Origin of the sequence: Sinorhizobium fredii, from assembly GCF_002944405.1 — a bacterium.
Lineage (GTDB): Bacteria > Pseudomonadota > Alphaproteobacteria > Rhizobiales > Rhizobiaceae > Sinorhizobium > Sinorhizobium fredii_C.
In genome coordinates this window covers 96,506-111,205 of record NZ_CP024309.1, presented here as the reverse complement: position 1 = coordinate 111,205, position 14,700 = coordinate 96,506, and the positions used below count along the sequence as shown (strand labels likewise).

Below are 14,700 nucleotides of genomic sequence, written 5' to 3'. Positions count from 1 at the left end.
ACGAGAGATGACGGTCCATGGATGACACTGTTACCAAGGCGGCCCAACGTACGGATCACCGGGGCAGCGCCGGCGAGGTCTTCGCGACCTTTCTGAAGCTCGGACTGACCTCCTTTGGCGGTCCGATCGCGCACCTCGGCTACTTTCGTGACGAACTGGTCGTCCGGCGGCGCTGGATTGACGAAAGGGGGTACGCGGACCTCGTGGCGCTGTGCCAGTTTCTCCCCGGCCCCGCCTCCAGCCAGACAGGATTCGCGCTTGGCCTCCTTCGCGCCGGCCCGCTGGGAGCAGCGGCGGCCTGGGCCGCCGTCACGCTGCCTTCGGCGATCCTGCTTGTCCTCTTCGCGTTCGGGGCGGCCTCCTTTGGCGCGCCTATCGGATCCGGCGTCATCCACGGGCTGAAGGTTGTCGCCGTCGCCATTGTCGCGCAGGCAGTATGGGGCATGGCCAGGAACCTGTGCCCGGACAGGGAACGCGCGAGCATCGCGCTCGCCGCCGTGCTGATCGTCGTTCTCGTTTCCGGCTCCGTCGGTCAGCTCGCGGCCATTGTTGTCGGCGGTCTCGCAGGGCTGTTGTTATGCCGGAGGAAGGGCGAGGCAATCACCGGCCATGTCAGCTTTCCAGTATCGAATTCCGTCGGCGGGATCGCGCTCGTCCTGTTCTTCGGCCTGCTCTTCGGCTTGCCGATTGCGGCCGCGATAACTTCGTCGCAAGGCTTGGCGGTCTTCGACGCCTTCTACCGCGCCGGCTCGCTTGTCTTCGGCGGAGGGCACGTCGTCCTGCCGCTCCTGCAGGCGGAGGTCGTCCAGCCCGGCTGGGTGATGGCCGATCATTTCCTCGCTGGATACGGCGCGGCCCAGGCGGTGCCGGGGCCGCTGTTCACCTTCGCCGCCTACCTCGGAGCGGCGCTTGGCCCCGAGCCCAACGGCCTGATCGGAGCCGCCGTCGCGGTTATCGCGATTTTCCTGCCCGGCTTTCTGCTGCTGATCGGCACCATTCCGTTCTGGGATGCATTTCGCACGAGGCCTGCGGCGCAGGCGCTGATGCGCGGAGCCAACGCGGCGGTGGTGGGCGTCCTAGGAGCCGCGCTCTACCAGCCCGTCTGGACCAGCGCGATCGTTGGCCCGCACGAGTTTGCGCTCGCCCTGATTTGCGTTGTCCTTCTCATGTCCTGGAAGTCCCCGCCGTGGATCGTGGTGGTCGTCTCAGCCATCGGCGGCGTGCTGATAGGCTTCGCCTGATCTCCACTTCAGGATGGCGGCGCGCAAGATCTTCACCTGATGTCGTCGCCACGGGGTCGAAAAGCCTTGGCTGACCTCGCTCCAGACAGGCGAATGTCGCGGGTGAACGCATCAACAATCTGAGCAGGTGGATTACTTGTCGCATCTGTGGAAAGGATCGAGCGCCACCGGATCAGCCAGAGAACGCCTGCCCTGCAACAGCCGGTTCAGGGCGGTGGGGAAGATGGCTCGTCCGCCGCCGACCGGTCTTATCCTTTCCTATTCTCAAGGGGCGGTCCGACAATCATTACGGCGGGGTCGGCGGAGAGAAGCCGTTTTGCGGCCGACCGGACGTCCTCGACGGTCACGGCCTGGATCAGCTGTTTCCGCCGCTCGATATGGTCGATGCCGAGATCTTCCATTTGGATTCTTACCAGAGTGTCGACGATCGCGCCGGAGGAGTTGAGATGGTCGATCGCGTAACTGCCGATCATCTTTTTCTTCGCCGCTTCGAGCTCCTCCTTGCTGACGCCCTCCTCCGCAATCCGCCGCACCTCGGAGCGAATGAGAGAGAGTGTCTTTGCGGCCCGGTCAGGGCGGGTCTCAGTGCCAATAACGAGCGCCTCGGCATGGTCGTTGTTCACGAGGGCAGATCCGATGTGGTAAGCGAGCCCTCGCTTCTCGCGCACCTCGTTCCAGAGCCTGGACGTGAACGCTCCCTCCCCGAGAATGTCATTCATCAGATAGGCTGCAAAGAACTGCGGGTCTTTGTGGCTAACTCCCGGATAGGCGAGGCGCAGACCAGTCTGCGGTAAGTCATACGGGATGCGAATTTCCTGCGCCAGCCTAGGGGCGGTGTCCGCAACCGGCAGCAAGCAGGGTTCGGCAGGCAAGCCGCCGAATATCCGATCCAGATCGTGCTTGAGTGCACCGCCGTCGATCGCTCCCGCTACGGCTATGGCAAGCTTGCCCCTTGCGAAAAGCCGCTTATGGAGCGCCTTCAGATCGGTGGTTGTGGCAATGGCAAGGGTCTGCTCCGTCCCTTCGGCGCTCCGGGAATAAGGATGATCCCCATAAAGCGCCTTCCTCCATGCGACCTCTGCGGCCGTCTCCGGATCCTTGGCCTCAGCGATAATGCCCGAGACGATCTGGGCGCGAATGCGATCCACCGACGCCTCGTCGAAGCGCGGCTGCTCGATGGCCAGGCGGAGAAGATCGAACGCCTTATCCTTCTGATCGGCGAGCACTCGCATGGAACCGTAGACCGAATCTCGCCCGGCCCCGAACCGCATCTCGGCGCCGGCATCGTCGAGCCGCTCCTGGAAGGCTTCGCTGTCAAGGTCGCCGGCCCCTTCCTCGATCAAGTCGGTCATGAGATTGGCTAGGCCTTCCCTCCCGGAAGGATCCTGCGTGGTGCCGCCCCGGAACGCGAACCGAATCGTGACGATCGGTACCGAATAGTCTTCCACCAGCCAAGCCTTGATCCCACTCGATGTCTCGACTTCCTGTATGGAGATGGCCGGCCTGGCCGACGTGGCGGCAAGACCCAGCAATACAAACACGATCAGCAGTGGTCTGGCGGCTCTGATCGGCAGTCGGTTGCACCATGTCATCGGATCTTATCTCCTGAGACCGCGCACCCGCGCGGCAGCAGGTATCCTGCCACCGAACGGTCGGAATTAAGGTATTTCCTCGCGACCGCCTGCACCTCCGCCGCGGTCACCGCGCGAACCCTCAACGGCCATACCTCCAAGTCGTAGACCGTGCTGCCGGTCACAAGCGCCTTCCCGTAGATGTTGGCCATTCCCGCCTGGCTGTCGCGTGCGAAGACCATCGTGCGCACCAAGCGGTTTTTGGCCCTCTCCAGCTCGACATCTGGAACACCGGTCTCGATGATTTTGCGGACTTCAGCGTCGAGCGCGCGTTCCACCGCCTCGATTGTCGCCGCGCCACGCGGCGAGCCATAAATCGTGAAGCTGGACGGATCGAGCGATCTTCCATGGAAATTTGCGCCACCCCAGGAGGCTATCGCCTGTTTCACGACCAATTCCTGATGGATCCGGCTGCGCGATCCTCCACCGAGAATTTCTGAAAGAACCTCCAGGGCTTCCGCTTCATTCGGCTCGGCCGTACTGTAGGACGGCGTGACCCACGCTTTTCGCACGATCGGCACGGTCACGCGCGCGTCGGTGAGCGCCACGGTTCGCTTGGTGTTCTGCTCCGGCTCCTGGGGCCTTACGCGCTGCGGCAAATCCGGACCACGCGGCACGGCCCCATAGGTCTTGTCCGCTAGCCACCACACCTCCCCGACGTCCACGTCTCCTGCCACGACCAGTATGGCGTTGTTCGGGGCATAGTAGCGATTGTAGAACGCTATGGCGTCAGAACGATTGAGCTCTTTCATCTCGTGCATCCAGCCGATGACCGGGATGCGGTAAGGATGGTTCTGATAGAGGGTCGCCCGCATCTCCTCCTCGAGAAGCGCCTCCGGGTCGCCCTCTACGCGCGAGCGCCGCTCCTGGAGAATGACATCGCGTTCGGGCACGATGACCGCGTCGGTAAGTTCGAGATGGCGCATCCGGTCAGCTTCGAATTCCATCATCGTCCCGAGCGCCTCCGACGTGACCGTCTGGTAGTAGGCAGTGTAGTCGGACGACGTGAAGGCGTTCTCCTCCCCGCCGATCTCGGCGATCCTTGCGTTATACTCGCCGGCCGGATGCTTCTTCGTGCCCTTGAACATGAGATGCTCCAGGAAGTGCGCGATGCCGGATTTACCGGGTGGCTCATCGGCGTTTCCGGCCTTGTACCAGACCATCTGAGTGACCGTCGGCGTCCGGTGATCGGGTATGACGACCACCTCCATGCCGTTGCTCAGTACGAAATATCCGATCTCGGGGTTGCCTCGCGGGATCTCGGCAGCCGCCGCTTCCGAGGTCGTAAACGCTAGCAGCACAACCATGCTCAGGGCGATTGCACGGATACGCGGATCTATTCGAGCATACATCATCTGCCCCCACAAAGGCACGATCGTCGGCCTATGAGCTGGTTTGACTTGTCTTGTTTAGCAGCCGCAGCGAGGTACGCCCTGATCGAAGATCGACCGCTTCACGCCTGTGACCACATCCACAAACATGAAGCACGAAGCGTGCCAAAGAGGAAATTCTTGTAAAAGCAACGGGGCCGGGCGAACCAGCGATGAGGCATGTTCGATAATCGTCGTACATCGGACAATTCCGATATACATCTGCCCGTGTTGCACGCCCGGGGGCTCCGAACCCTGGACTGCCCCGTCCAAGTGCTGTTCGGGTGCCGGCGTTTATGTGTGCAGCAGAAATGCTCTGGCAGCTGCCCAGGTCCAGTGCCGGAGTAATGTGCAGCTGCACTGTTGAACGCGCCAGTGAACAGTGCCGCGATAGTGCGCTTCTTTCAACAATTCGCGATCATCTTTCACCGACTAAACGGTCGCCGCTACCGAACAACTGCGTCGGCAAAGAAGCAATAGCTGTACGTTTGACGAAAAACCTATCCACGTTTCGAAATAAACTTACAAGGCGCATTTGTATTAATAGCAACAATTGATTTTTGCCAGTACAGCTTTGACCGAACGCCACATGCCCCTCAGGAAAGTCATGTCCGGTCTCGTTTCTTCTCCTCTCATCCTGCCTTCCAATCCAGTCCTGCTCGGCGGGGAGAACCGCTCCGGCACCACTGTGCTGAGTATCGTACTTGACTCGTACCCCGGTTTGGTCGTCGGTCCGGAGATCGATTTCACTGATCCGGTCAACCTCGGCCCGCACATTCTCGCGGCGTGCGACATGATCGACCGCCGCGACCCGCGACTCGCCGGTGCCACGAAGGAGACCGTTGATCCTGAGTGGTTCGACGGCGCGCACTTTGTTGTGCAGTGCGAGCGTTTCGGTCTCGATCGTGACGACGTGCGGAACCTGGTGATCGGCTTGATGGCGGAGCGTGGTACCGATCTTTCTTCCCTCGACGACCGTTGCCGGCTCATAGATTCCATTGGCGAATTGCGACGTGAACAGACGGGAGCCGGACGATGGGGCCTGAAGCTTCAGCGGAGGATCCGGGACATCGGCACGTACGCGGCGATCTGGCCTCAAGCTCATTTCATTCACATAATCCGCGACGGCCGCGACCTGGCTGCCTCACACCTCAAGACCGTCCCCGACTGGGGCTACCGGACTATAGCGGAGGCCGCGAACGGCTGGCTGGAGATCGTCACCCGGCCCCGCGAGACTGCTCCTGACGGCCGTTACCTGGAAGTCAGGTATGAGGATCTGGTCGCCCGCCCCCGCCAGACCATCGAGCGGATGCTGGAACACCTCGGCTTGCCATGGGACGAGGCAGTCCTGCACCACGCGGAGCACAAGCACGCGCTGTTCGACAAACCCTGGGGGCATCCCGCAGCGGAAGCCGCGGCCAAACCGCTCGATACCGGGCGTCGGGGACGGTACCGACACGACCTCACGCCCGCGGAAATCGAGGAGTTCGAGCGGATAGCCGGGAAGGAGCTGCAACACCTGGGCTATGACCTGTCGACGCCGGATCCTGGGAGCGCGGGGTGACGCAAGAGCCACACGAAACGCCCCGCCGCCGCCTGCCCCGAAGCTTCCACCTTCTTCCCGCGGGGCAGACGGTCACCCTCCTCGAGTACAGCGTGATGCTCGTCGTCCCGCATGACCGCAATCGAACCTCTCTACCCGAGCACGAACGAGACTGGGCACTGCGCGTCCGCGGAGGGATCCCACTTCCTACAGGGGTCTGCTTGCCGGATCCTCGTCGCCACCAGAAAGCTGGTTTTTTGCTACAGCGCCTGCTCCGGGTTGTCCTTTCGGAGCTGATCGAGAGGCTGAGTCTGACCGCCGCCGCTAGGGACTGCGCTTTAATGAGATGTACCGTCGGCGCGTTCCTCTCACGCGCGGCAGCGCGGGCGTTGAGCTTGGTCAACCGACGCCCGAGACCCTCGTCCTCAGCACCATCTCCGTTCCTCGCAGGCAGGCGGCCATTTCATGAAGTTCACTGACATGTCATCCCTCGGTCTCTCTCCGGGCCGCCTCACCGTCTGGCGGGCTTGCGCACCGTGCATGTCCGAGGCCATTTGGGCGGAAGATAAGCGGCGGGCGTCTCACGTTCAGGAAGCACACATCGGATATGCACTCGAGGCGGCCGACGAGGCCTCCCAGCCACCGTCATGGCTGGGCTCTGTCTTCAATCTGCCCGCCGAACTCGATGCGAATGTCTTTGCCAAGGCGCTTTGCGAGTGGACAGACCGCCACGAAACCCTGCGGAGCCATCTCAGCCTCCCCCCTCGCTCCACGCCAGGCAGTCGTCTCCGCCGCAGGACGCTACCGGCCGGAGCCGTGAGTATCCACCACAGTGCGGCGGGGGACTTCAGCGACGGGCAGCAGCTGGCGCGGTACCTGGAGGAACTCTTCGACGCCGAAGTCGGCCCACTCGAGTGGCCCGCATATATCTGTGCCACCATCAGCCGCCCGGAAGCCACGACCGTCTGTCTTGCCGCCGACCACATCCTGATGGACGGTTTCTCCATTCTCGCAACGGCGCATGAGATTCGCACTCTTTACGTCGAAGCACTTAGGGTTCGCGACGGCAAGACCGTCCCGGCTCCTCTTCCCCCCACATCCAGCTATCTCGATTTCGCGGAGGCCGAACGAACCGCGGCCGACACGCTGACCCCGGACGACGAATCCATCGCCCATTGGCGGCAGTTCCTCGCCGAGGCGGGCGGTCGCCTACCGGAGTTCCCTGTATCAGTTGGCGACATGAGAAGCAGCTCGGCCGCCCAGCCTAGCGGATACACCGAGCTTCTCGACGCATCCGCGGCGCGCGTCTTCGACACCGTCTGCCGCAAGGCCGGGGGAGACTCATTCTCCGGCCTGCTCGCCTGCCTCGCCAAAGCTGGCCATGAAATCACCGGTTCGGGTGAATTTCGCACCATGGTCCCCTTTCATACCCGGACAGCTCCCTTCCGGTCCTCCATTGGCTGGTACGTAGGAATGGGCCCGCTTGCTTTCCCGCTCGACGCAACCGACTCCTTTTGCGAGGCGGTGCGTCGGGCGGCCTCCAACCTGGAATGGTCGAAGAACCTGGCCAGGATACCTCTTCCGCGAGTGGCGGATCTCCTCGGGCAGCCCCTCCGCGATCCCTTCATGGTCTCGTACATGGACCTTCGCCGTACCCCCGGCGCCCGGGACTGGAACAGTTGGCACGTTGTCACCCTGCGTAGCCGCAGCACCGATCCGGACGAGGTATGCCTCTGGTTCGTGCGGACCTTCGACGGCCTCGTCGCCAACTACCGCCACCCCGCCACCGGCCCCGCAGGCATCGCGGTCCCCGACTATGTGACCCGCACAAAGCACATCCTGGCCTCCGTCGCGACCACCGCTTGCTGGCCCGCCACTTCACATCGGACAGGAGACCATTGATAGTGACGGACATCAGACACATTGCCGCGGCCTCTTGTGATTACACCACCTTCGACGCGGTTATCGTGGGCTCCGGGCCGTCTGGATCGATAGTCGCGCGAACGCTTGCGGAAAAAGGCTGCCGCGTGGCCGTCCTGGAATATGGAGGCATGGTTTCTCCTGGTGCCATGCACGAGCCCCATCAAGCGGCATACAGCAAGGCGTTCACGTCCACTGGCGCCGCCGACGGTAACCCGTGGACAGCGTGTTGCGTCGGCGGCGGAATGCAATTCTACAATGCAATCACGTTCAGATATCGTCAATCGGATCTGTCAGCTTCCCAATATCTTTCGACCGACATGGATATCGATTGGCCCATTACCCTTCAGGATCTCGAACCCTGCTATTCTGAGATCGAGCATCTGCTGGAGATCGGTGGCACAAACGGGAACGCATCGTACCCAGCCAGCCCCCGTGGAGTGATGTTATCCGATGCGATGCAGGAACTCGGCATAAGGCCAAAGAAGATCCCCCTGGCACTCCGGGCGCCCGGCGACAGCAGTGGATGCATCAAGTGTTCAGCTTGCGATGAGCTGGTATGCCCTACGGATGCGAGGGCATCAGTGCTTGCAAGGAACATTTTGGATGACTCCGGACTGCCGGGAGCGATTTCGGTTTTCTACGGCTGTTTCGTCAACCGGATCGAGATTGGCCGCGACGGCCGGGCCGAAGTCCTGGAGTGCTATGTGCCGCTCTCATCGGAACTGATCCGGATCCCGGTTGGAACGGTCGTCGTGTGCGCAAACGCGATACAGTCGGCCGCATTGATGCTTCGGTCGAAGAGTGGGCATGCCCCGCAGGGAATAGGAAACGAATCGGACCTTGTTGGGCGAGGCCTCTCCTTCAAGATCAGCGGCTACTCCGTCGGCTACGTGGATGCGGCTGATTGCGGCTCCGATGCATTGGCTTCGCACTGGGGACCGCATGCGACCGTTTATACAGACGAGTTCTATGAACATAATGACGTACCGTGCAGATTTGGTGGCCTCATTTATGAAGCGAATTTCCTCTTGCCGAGGGAGAACATCGGCCGGGTGCGCCTGCACTATATAGCCGGGGAGGAGCCATGGTCGCACAATCGCCTAGTGCTTGACGACGTCGCTGACCGGCATGGTATCCCCTACATCCGTTTCGTATACAGGAACTCGGAAAACGACCGAGCCCGAATGGACTTTCTCGCCGACCGCGCAGACGACATTCTGCTCCACCTGGGCGCATTCCGCATCGAACGAGAACCTTCCTCGCATGCAAGAGGCAGTTCCCACCTGCACGGAACCATGCGCGCCGGATGTGACCCCAGGAGCTCCGTCGTAGACAGGTGCGGCAAGGTCCATGGGTTCACCAACATCCATGTCATGGACGGCTCCGTTATGAATTTCGCGGGGAACAGCAATCCGACACACACAATCATGGCCAACGCGAGGAGAATGGCTCTGTCACTGACAGTAGAGGGGTAATTTAGATGCTCAATCCTGGGCCTACCGGACATTTAGCTGAATGGGAGGGTGAAACTCCGTCCTCCATCATCTTCCGCTCCGCAAATGGCGCAATAGCGGAGGACATCCATGGCAAGACCTACCTGGATATGACGTCATGCAGCGGGGCTTCCCCGTTGGGCAGCAATAACCCGGTATTCACGACCCGGCTTGCGCAGGCGATGGCGCAAGAAACTGACGTTCTGCCATCGCCGGTAAGCGAGCAACGCCAGCTACTTGCCGGGAAAATGTCGGTAATGTTCCCAGACACTCCTAGAGTGTTCTTTCTGAGAACCGGATCTTGTGCAACGGAAGCGGCCGTTCGGATCGCTCGCTACCGAACTGGTCGGCCGGTTATCCTGACGGCTGGCTTCCACGGCTGGCACGACATCTTTCAACAGCCTCCCTGGTCGGACAATCCTCCGGCTAAGGATCAACACATCCAGGATTATCAATACGATCTCGGTATTCTGAAACAGCAACTGGCCGGGAACCAGGGCCGCGTCGCAGGCATTTTCTTCACGCCCGAGCCCTCGGTCTTTCCCCCGGAATTGCTCCAAGAAATCTCCAGCTTGGCAAGACTGCATGGGGTCCTACTGGTTGTGGATGAGGTCCTGTGCGGACTTCGTTATGCCAAGGGTGGCTACTGCCGAAAACATGGTGTGAAACCTGACATCATCACATTGGCCAAGGGAGTCGCACAAGGCGTCGGCCTTTCCGCGGTCGCCGGCACCGCGGATGCCATGGCGGGAGCAGACAGGGCTTATCTCGGCAACACGTATCTGCGCGAGAACCGCGCCTTTGTGGCCGGCAACCTGACACAGGAGATATTTGAGGAAGCAAAAATTGTCGAGCGCCTCGCCGAAAGGGGCTCAGCGCTCAAGAGGCAATTCCAAACCTCCTTCGAGCGCAGCGGAATACCTGCGCGCGTTCTCGGAAGCGATACCATGTTCGATATCCTTCTGCCTTCGCAAAAGCATGGAAGGGCCTTCGCTCACAGGTGCCTGCAACACGGTATCTACACCGGCTACCCGGGAACATACATGAGCAATGCTTTCATGAATGCCGCATTTTTCAGAGCTCTGCAGGCAGCACTGGAGCTCGCACTCGCAGACTATCGCAAGGACGAGGACATGACTGCTCAGGTCACCGACGCATCGATGGTCGACTACTGCGCCGAGGCCTTTCACGCCACCGAGAAGGCATGTCTTTCCAATAGGCATCATTGGGCCTGATGCACGGAGGCAAACCGTGAACGAACAAACGAGAGCTACAATCCATTCGCACAATGACTCGAATCCTCTGGACGGAGTCACGATCGAAATTCAGCTTGAAGGTTATGATCACGTGGCCTTCGACCTGGACGGAACCCTTGTAGATTCCCGGGCTGTCGTCGAAAGCGCACTCCGTCGGTGGGCGCTGGAGGAACGGATTTGTCCAGATCACGCAATGAGGATGTCGGCCGCTCGCAGGGATATCGAGCTGGTGAAGGCTATTGCGCCCGGTCTCTCGCCGGAACGCGAAGCAGCTCGCATTGCGGATTACGAGATCCAAGCAATGAGCCTGTTGCGGCCAATCCAGGGGGCCGCGGAGTTCTATAGCTCGATCCCTGACGAAAGGAGATCCATCGTCACCTCTTCGACAAGGGCTTCGGCCATTGCCAGACTCGAGGCGGCCGGAATCTCCTACCCGAGAATCATGATTGCAGCTGAGGACGTCAGTCACGGAAAACCGCATCCGCAACCCTATCAAAGACTATTGCTGATGCTGCGCATGGCCCCGGAAAGATGCTTGGTGTTTGAAGATACCCAAACCGGAATTGAAGCGGCAACCGCTGCAGGCTGCGACTGCGTGGGTGTCGGCCCTGGTGCCAAAGGTCACGCTGACACCAAGGGCTGGATCGAGAGTTTTCGCGAGCTCCTTGCTTACCGGCCGGACTGAACCTGCTTCCCAGACCAAAAGGAGGACCAGAATTTGAAGGTAACAACGAAACAGTGCACACCTCTATTTGACGAGGTGCTGGTGGAAGGGTCGGTCCTTGAGCGCTACGCCGAGGAACGGGCGGACTACGGGGAACTTCTCGATGAACTCTTTCGTTCGTCCAACGCAACTCGTGACAAGATTGGCGCCCGTTGTATCTGGCATATCAATTCCACCGCATTCGGCGGTGGGGTGGCTGAAATGCTTCCCCATCACATACGCCTCCTTCGGGAACTTGGTTTCGATGTTCGCTGGCTTATCTTCAAGCCGAAGGACGAACACTTCTTTGAGTTCACCAAAGGGCTCCACAATTCTCTTCACGACACTATCGCAGCAGGAATGGATGAGCTGCTGCCGCATTATCTTCAGACGTCGCAGCAAGGCGCCTCGGAGCTGGAAAGGATCATCGGACCGGATGACTTCCTTGTCATTCATGATCCGCAGCCACTTTGTGCAGCCGCACAGTTCCTGGATTCTCACCCACACCCGGCTATCTGGCGATGCCACATCGGCTATCCGAAGCGCACTCCGACAGTCGAGAAAACATGGGACCTCCTGAAGGAATACCTTCGTCCCTTCCAGCGCGTTGTTCTAAGTGACGAGGCATATGCCTTTGATGCCGGTCGCCCCATCGATTTCATCCAGCCATCGATCAGCCCTTTCTCGACCAAGAACTGCAACCATGAAGGGCCACCGAGCCAGGCACTGGAGAATTTGGTATCGTTCAAGGGTCATGAATTCGAGCCAAACGCGACCCTTCAGGACATTCTCGGCTCGCAGTATTTCCTGCACGTCTCGAGGTGGGATGGACTGAAGGGCATCGACCGCATCATCGCTGCGTTCGATCGCTTTGTTGGAACGGCCCGCGCCGAGGTCTCCGATAATACCTGCCTGGTGATTGCGGGACCGGATCCTTCAGGTGTGTCTGACGATCCTGAAGGACGCGAGTATTTCGAGAAATGCGTAGGACTATGCTCTCAATTATCCGAGGAAGTGCGGCGGCGCGTATATCTCACCTGTATCTCGATGAAGGACAGCAACGCAAATGCCGAAATTGTCGGTCGGCTGCAACAGAACGCTCATGGGATATTTCAGCTCTCTCGCGAGGAGGGCTTCGGCCTGACAGTAACTGAGGCTCTTTTCCGTGGCAAACCCGTCGTAGTGTCTTCCGCCTTTGGTCTGAAGAGGCAGGTTGTAAATGGGCTGAATGGAGTTGTCCTCGACGAGCCGGACATCGAGGTCAAAGCTGCAGACGTGATGCATCGCCTTGTAGCCGCCGATCGTAGTGATTTCGAGGAGATGGCGAGAACGGCACGCGAAAACTGCCTGCGCTCCAGTACGCAAATTTCGCAAATTCCAAAATGGTATGACTCGATTCGATCGGCTCTATCCAGCTCACCGCCTTAAGACCGGGACCGTTCAAGTCAAACGTCAGCCGAGCCAGGCGGCCAGGCCGCAGAGGATGTATCGGCTCCCATTCCCGCGAAACCATGCCGTTTACAACGGGCGGAGGTGACACTCGGCTGCTCGTCGACGGATCGGTACACCGCTGACAGCCGTCACAGTCGACGGCGACAGCATGCTGGTATATGCGCGCGCCAGGCTTAGGGGCGGAGCGGAGGCGATAAGCCCTGGCCATCAGGGCCAGCCTTAGATTTATGACGCCGGACGTTGGCCGATCGCAACCTCCTGATCCGGCGTGAAGCAAAAAAGCAATGGAATCGATGATGCCGGAAAATAGCCCTTCACAGTTTTCATTTCGCGGTTCGTCCTTCGACGGCATGATTGAAGCTCTCGGCGGGGCTTTCGGTACATTTCGTGCCGAGCCAATCGGGAGGATTGGCGATTTTGATTGGGAAATCGATCTTGCTGCGTGCGACAATGCAGTTTTAATCAGTGGTTATCACCAGAACGAATTCCAGTTCAGCATCGAGCCGACTTCCGAAACAGCCCAGTATTTGTCGATTGTCATCCCTCGAAGTGGCGGCATGGCGGTGACATATGGGGACCGCACGGCCGAGGCCGGAGGTGGGAAGCTACTCCTCTACAATAATTTTGAGCCGGACAGAGTTATCATGCATGGTCAATCAAATGTAATAGACGAGTTGTTGCTGAATTGGTCCGTTATCCTGCAAGCTGTCAGCCAAACATTTGAGGTGCCGCTCAGCGGCTCTCTGGATCTATTGCCTGAGTTGGAGCTGGCCACACCAACTGGTCAGATGATCGGCGATCTGGTTTCAACGATGATGAGCGGCCTGCGGGACAACGGTGCGCTGCTGCGCTCTCCAATCGCAATGACATATCTGACGCAGGCGCTGGCCGATCTGGTGGTGCGCCAAATTCCCCACAGGTTATCGCATTTGCTCGACAAGACTCCTTGCTCGATCGCCCCGCGGCATGTCCGTCGCGCGATCGAATACATGCAGGCCAATATAGATCAGCCGATCACGATGCCGATGGTGGCAGAAGCGGCTGGTGTGAGCGGTCGAGCGTTACAACTGGGCTTCCGCGCTTTCAGGGAAACAACACCTGTTGCTTATCTAATGATGCTTCGTTTGCGGGCGGCGCGGCAGGACCTGCTCGATCCCGACAGCAATCAATCTGTGAGGAAAGTTTGCCTGAAATGGGGTTTCTCTCATTTTGGAAGGTTTGCAATAGCGTACAAAGCAACTTACGGAGAAAAGCCATCTGACACTAGGAAGCGCGTGAACCGATCCCCATTTTAAGACGAGGCGATGCGGGTCGAGCCGCATCCTGGTCTAGCGCAGCTCCAGACGCGCAGTCAGCATGGATCGCAGCGCGGGCGCGTTGCCATCTCAGGGTATTTTATAGGTGAACCGCCGGAAACGGGAAAGTTCGGCCGGAATGGCCTTCATGCCGCAGTCCGCCAAAAAACCTTGGATGCACTGTGGAGAACAGCGGATAGATGCCTTCGATCCCAGGCCTCGTCATTTGCGACATCGGATCTGCCCTGCCCCGGCCCTTGTAGCTGCACGGGCGCCTGGCGGCTGGCGGGCATCTCACTACGATGTATCCATAAGATCGATGACTTCCATCCAAACAATCGATTGTGATTATGCCGCGGCGTGTTGCATGAAGATAGACGTGATCTGAGGGCGGAGCAGCATGCATGAGAGGAGCGGTCAACGGGCACTAGCATGCACTCTCCTGATTATACCGAAGAGACGGCAACGGTGAATACAGGTCAGGTCCGGTCTGGTGAAGATAATATTTCGCTTCGGTGGCTCGATGCCGCGATGAAGCCACCGACGCAACTGCCCGAGACCGACCCGGCCAAGCTTCCGTGGCACGACGCTGCCAACGACTCGTTACCAACCCTGACAGATGGTCTTCCGGTCGAGCTTCGGACGCGCAACGCCAGATCCAACCGGCTGTCCAACCTGCCCAACGCCTTCTCTTCCTGGGAAGCCAGATCCATCCAGCGGACCAGCCTGCCCGGAACAACCATCCTGCCACGCTCTGATATGTTTGGCGGCTACCGAACACGGCGGTCATCGG

General features: G+C 59.7%; 10 protein-coding genes. 8 read left to right on the top strand and 2 right to left on the bottom strand.

What is annotated here, in order from left to right; translation table 11 throughout:
- Nucleotides 1-17: 17 nt before the first annotated feature.
- Nucleotides 18-1,241, top strand: coding sequence for a chromate efflux transporter (gene chrA, locus NXT3_RS21715; protein ID WP_104840418.1), 1,224 nt, complete (start codon nucleotides 18-20; stop codon nucleotides 1,239-1,241).
- Nucleotides 1,242-1,489: 248 nt separating this feature from the next.
- Here chrA and NXT3_RS21710 read toward each other — a convergent pair whose 3' ends face one another.
- Nucleotides 1,490-2,833: a M16 family metallopeptidase gene (locus NXT3_RS21710; RefSeq protein WP_104840417.1), complete on the bottom strand. Its 1,344-nt coding sequence runs from the start codon at nucleotides 2,831-2,833 to the stop codon at nucleotides 1,490-1,492.
- Nucleotides 2,830-4,224, bottom strand: coding sequence for a M16 family metallopeptidase (locus tag NXT3_RS21705; protein ID WP_104840416.1), 1,395 nt, complete (start codon nucleotides 4,222-4,224; stop codon nucleotides 2,830-2,832). The genes NXT3_RS21710 and NXT3_RS21705 overlap by 4 nt, the downstream gene beginning before the upstream one ends.
- A gap of 625 nt (nucleotides 4,225-4,849) precedes the next feature.
- Here NXT3_RS21705 and NXT3_RS21700 point away from each other — a divergent pair.
- The 7 genes from NXT3_RS21700 (at nucleotide 4,850) to NXT3_RS21670 (ending at nucleotide 13,907) form a co-directional block, all read left to right on the top strand.
- On the top strand, nucleotides 4,850-5,806 hold the full coding sequence (locus NXT3_RS21700) for a sulfotransferase family protein (RefSeq protein ID WP_104840415.1): 957 nt from the start codon (nucleotides 4,850-4,852) through the stop codon (nucleotides 5,804-5,806).
- Nucleotides 5,807-6,250: 444 nt separating this feature from the next.
- Nucleotides 6,251-7,687, top strand: coding sequence for a condensation domain-containing protein (locus tag NXT3_RS21695; protein WP_199773387.1), 1,437 nt, complete (start codon nucleotides 6,251-6,253; stop codon nucleotides 7,685-7,687).
- Nucleotides 7,688-7,689: 2 nt separating this feature from the next.
- Nucleotides 7,690-9,183, top strand: coding sequence for a GMC oxidoreductase (locus NXT3_RS21690; protein WP_104840414.1), 1,494 nt, complete (start codon nucleotides 7,690-7,692; stop codon nucleotides 9,181-9,183).
- A 5-nt stretch (nucleotides 9,184-9,188) separates the two neighbouring features.
- Nucleotides 9,189-10,436: an aminotransferase class III-fold pyridoxal phosphate-dependent enzyme gene (locus NXT3_RS21685; RefSeq protein WP_104840413.1), complete on the top strand. Its 1,248-nt coding sequence runs from the start codon at nucleotides 9,189-9,191 to the stop codon at nucleotides 10,434-10,436.
- A gap of 16 nt (nucleotides 10,437-10,452) precedes the next feature.
- Entirely contained in the window at nucleotides 10,453-11,142 is a 690-nt protein-coding gene (locus NXT3_RS21680) for an HAD-IA family hydrolase (protein ID WP_234828192.1), read from the top strand.
- A 33-nt stretch (nucleotides 11,143-11,175) separates the two neighbouring features.
- On the top strand, nucleotides 11,176-12,588 hold the full coding sequence (locus tag NXT3_RS21675) for a glycosyltransferase (protein WP_104840412.1): 1,413 nt from the start codon (nucleotides 11,176-11,178) through the stop codon (nucleotides 12,586-12,588).
- A gap of 320 nt (nucleotides 12,589-12,908) precedes the next feature.
- Nucleotides 12,909-13,907, top strand: coding sequence for a helix-turn-helix transcriptional regulator (locus tag NXT3_RS21670; RefSeq protein ID WP_104840667.1), 999 nt, complete (start codon nucleotides 12,909-12,911; stop codon nucleotides 13,905-13,907).
- Nucleotides 13,908-14,700 lie beyond the last annotated feature (793 nt).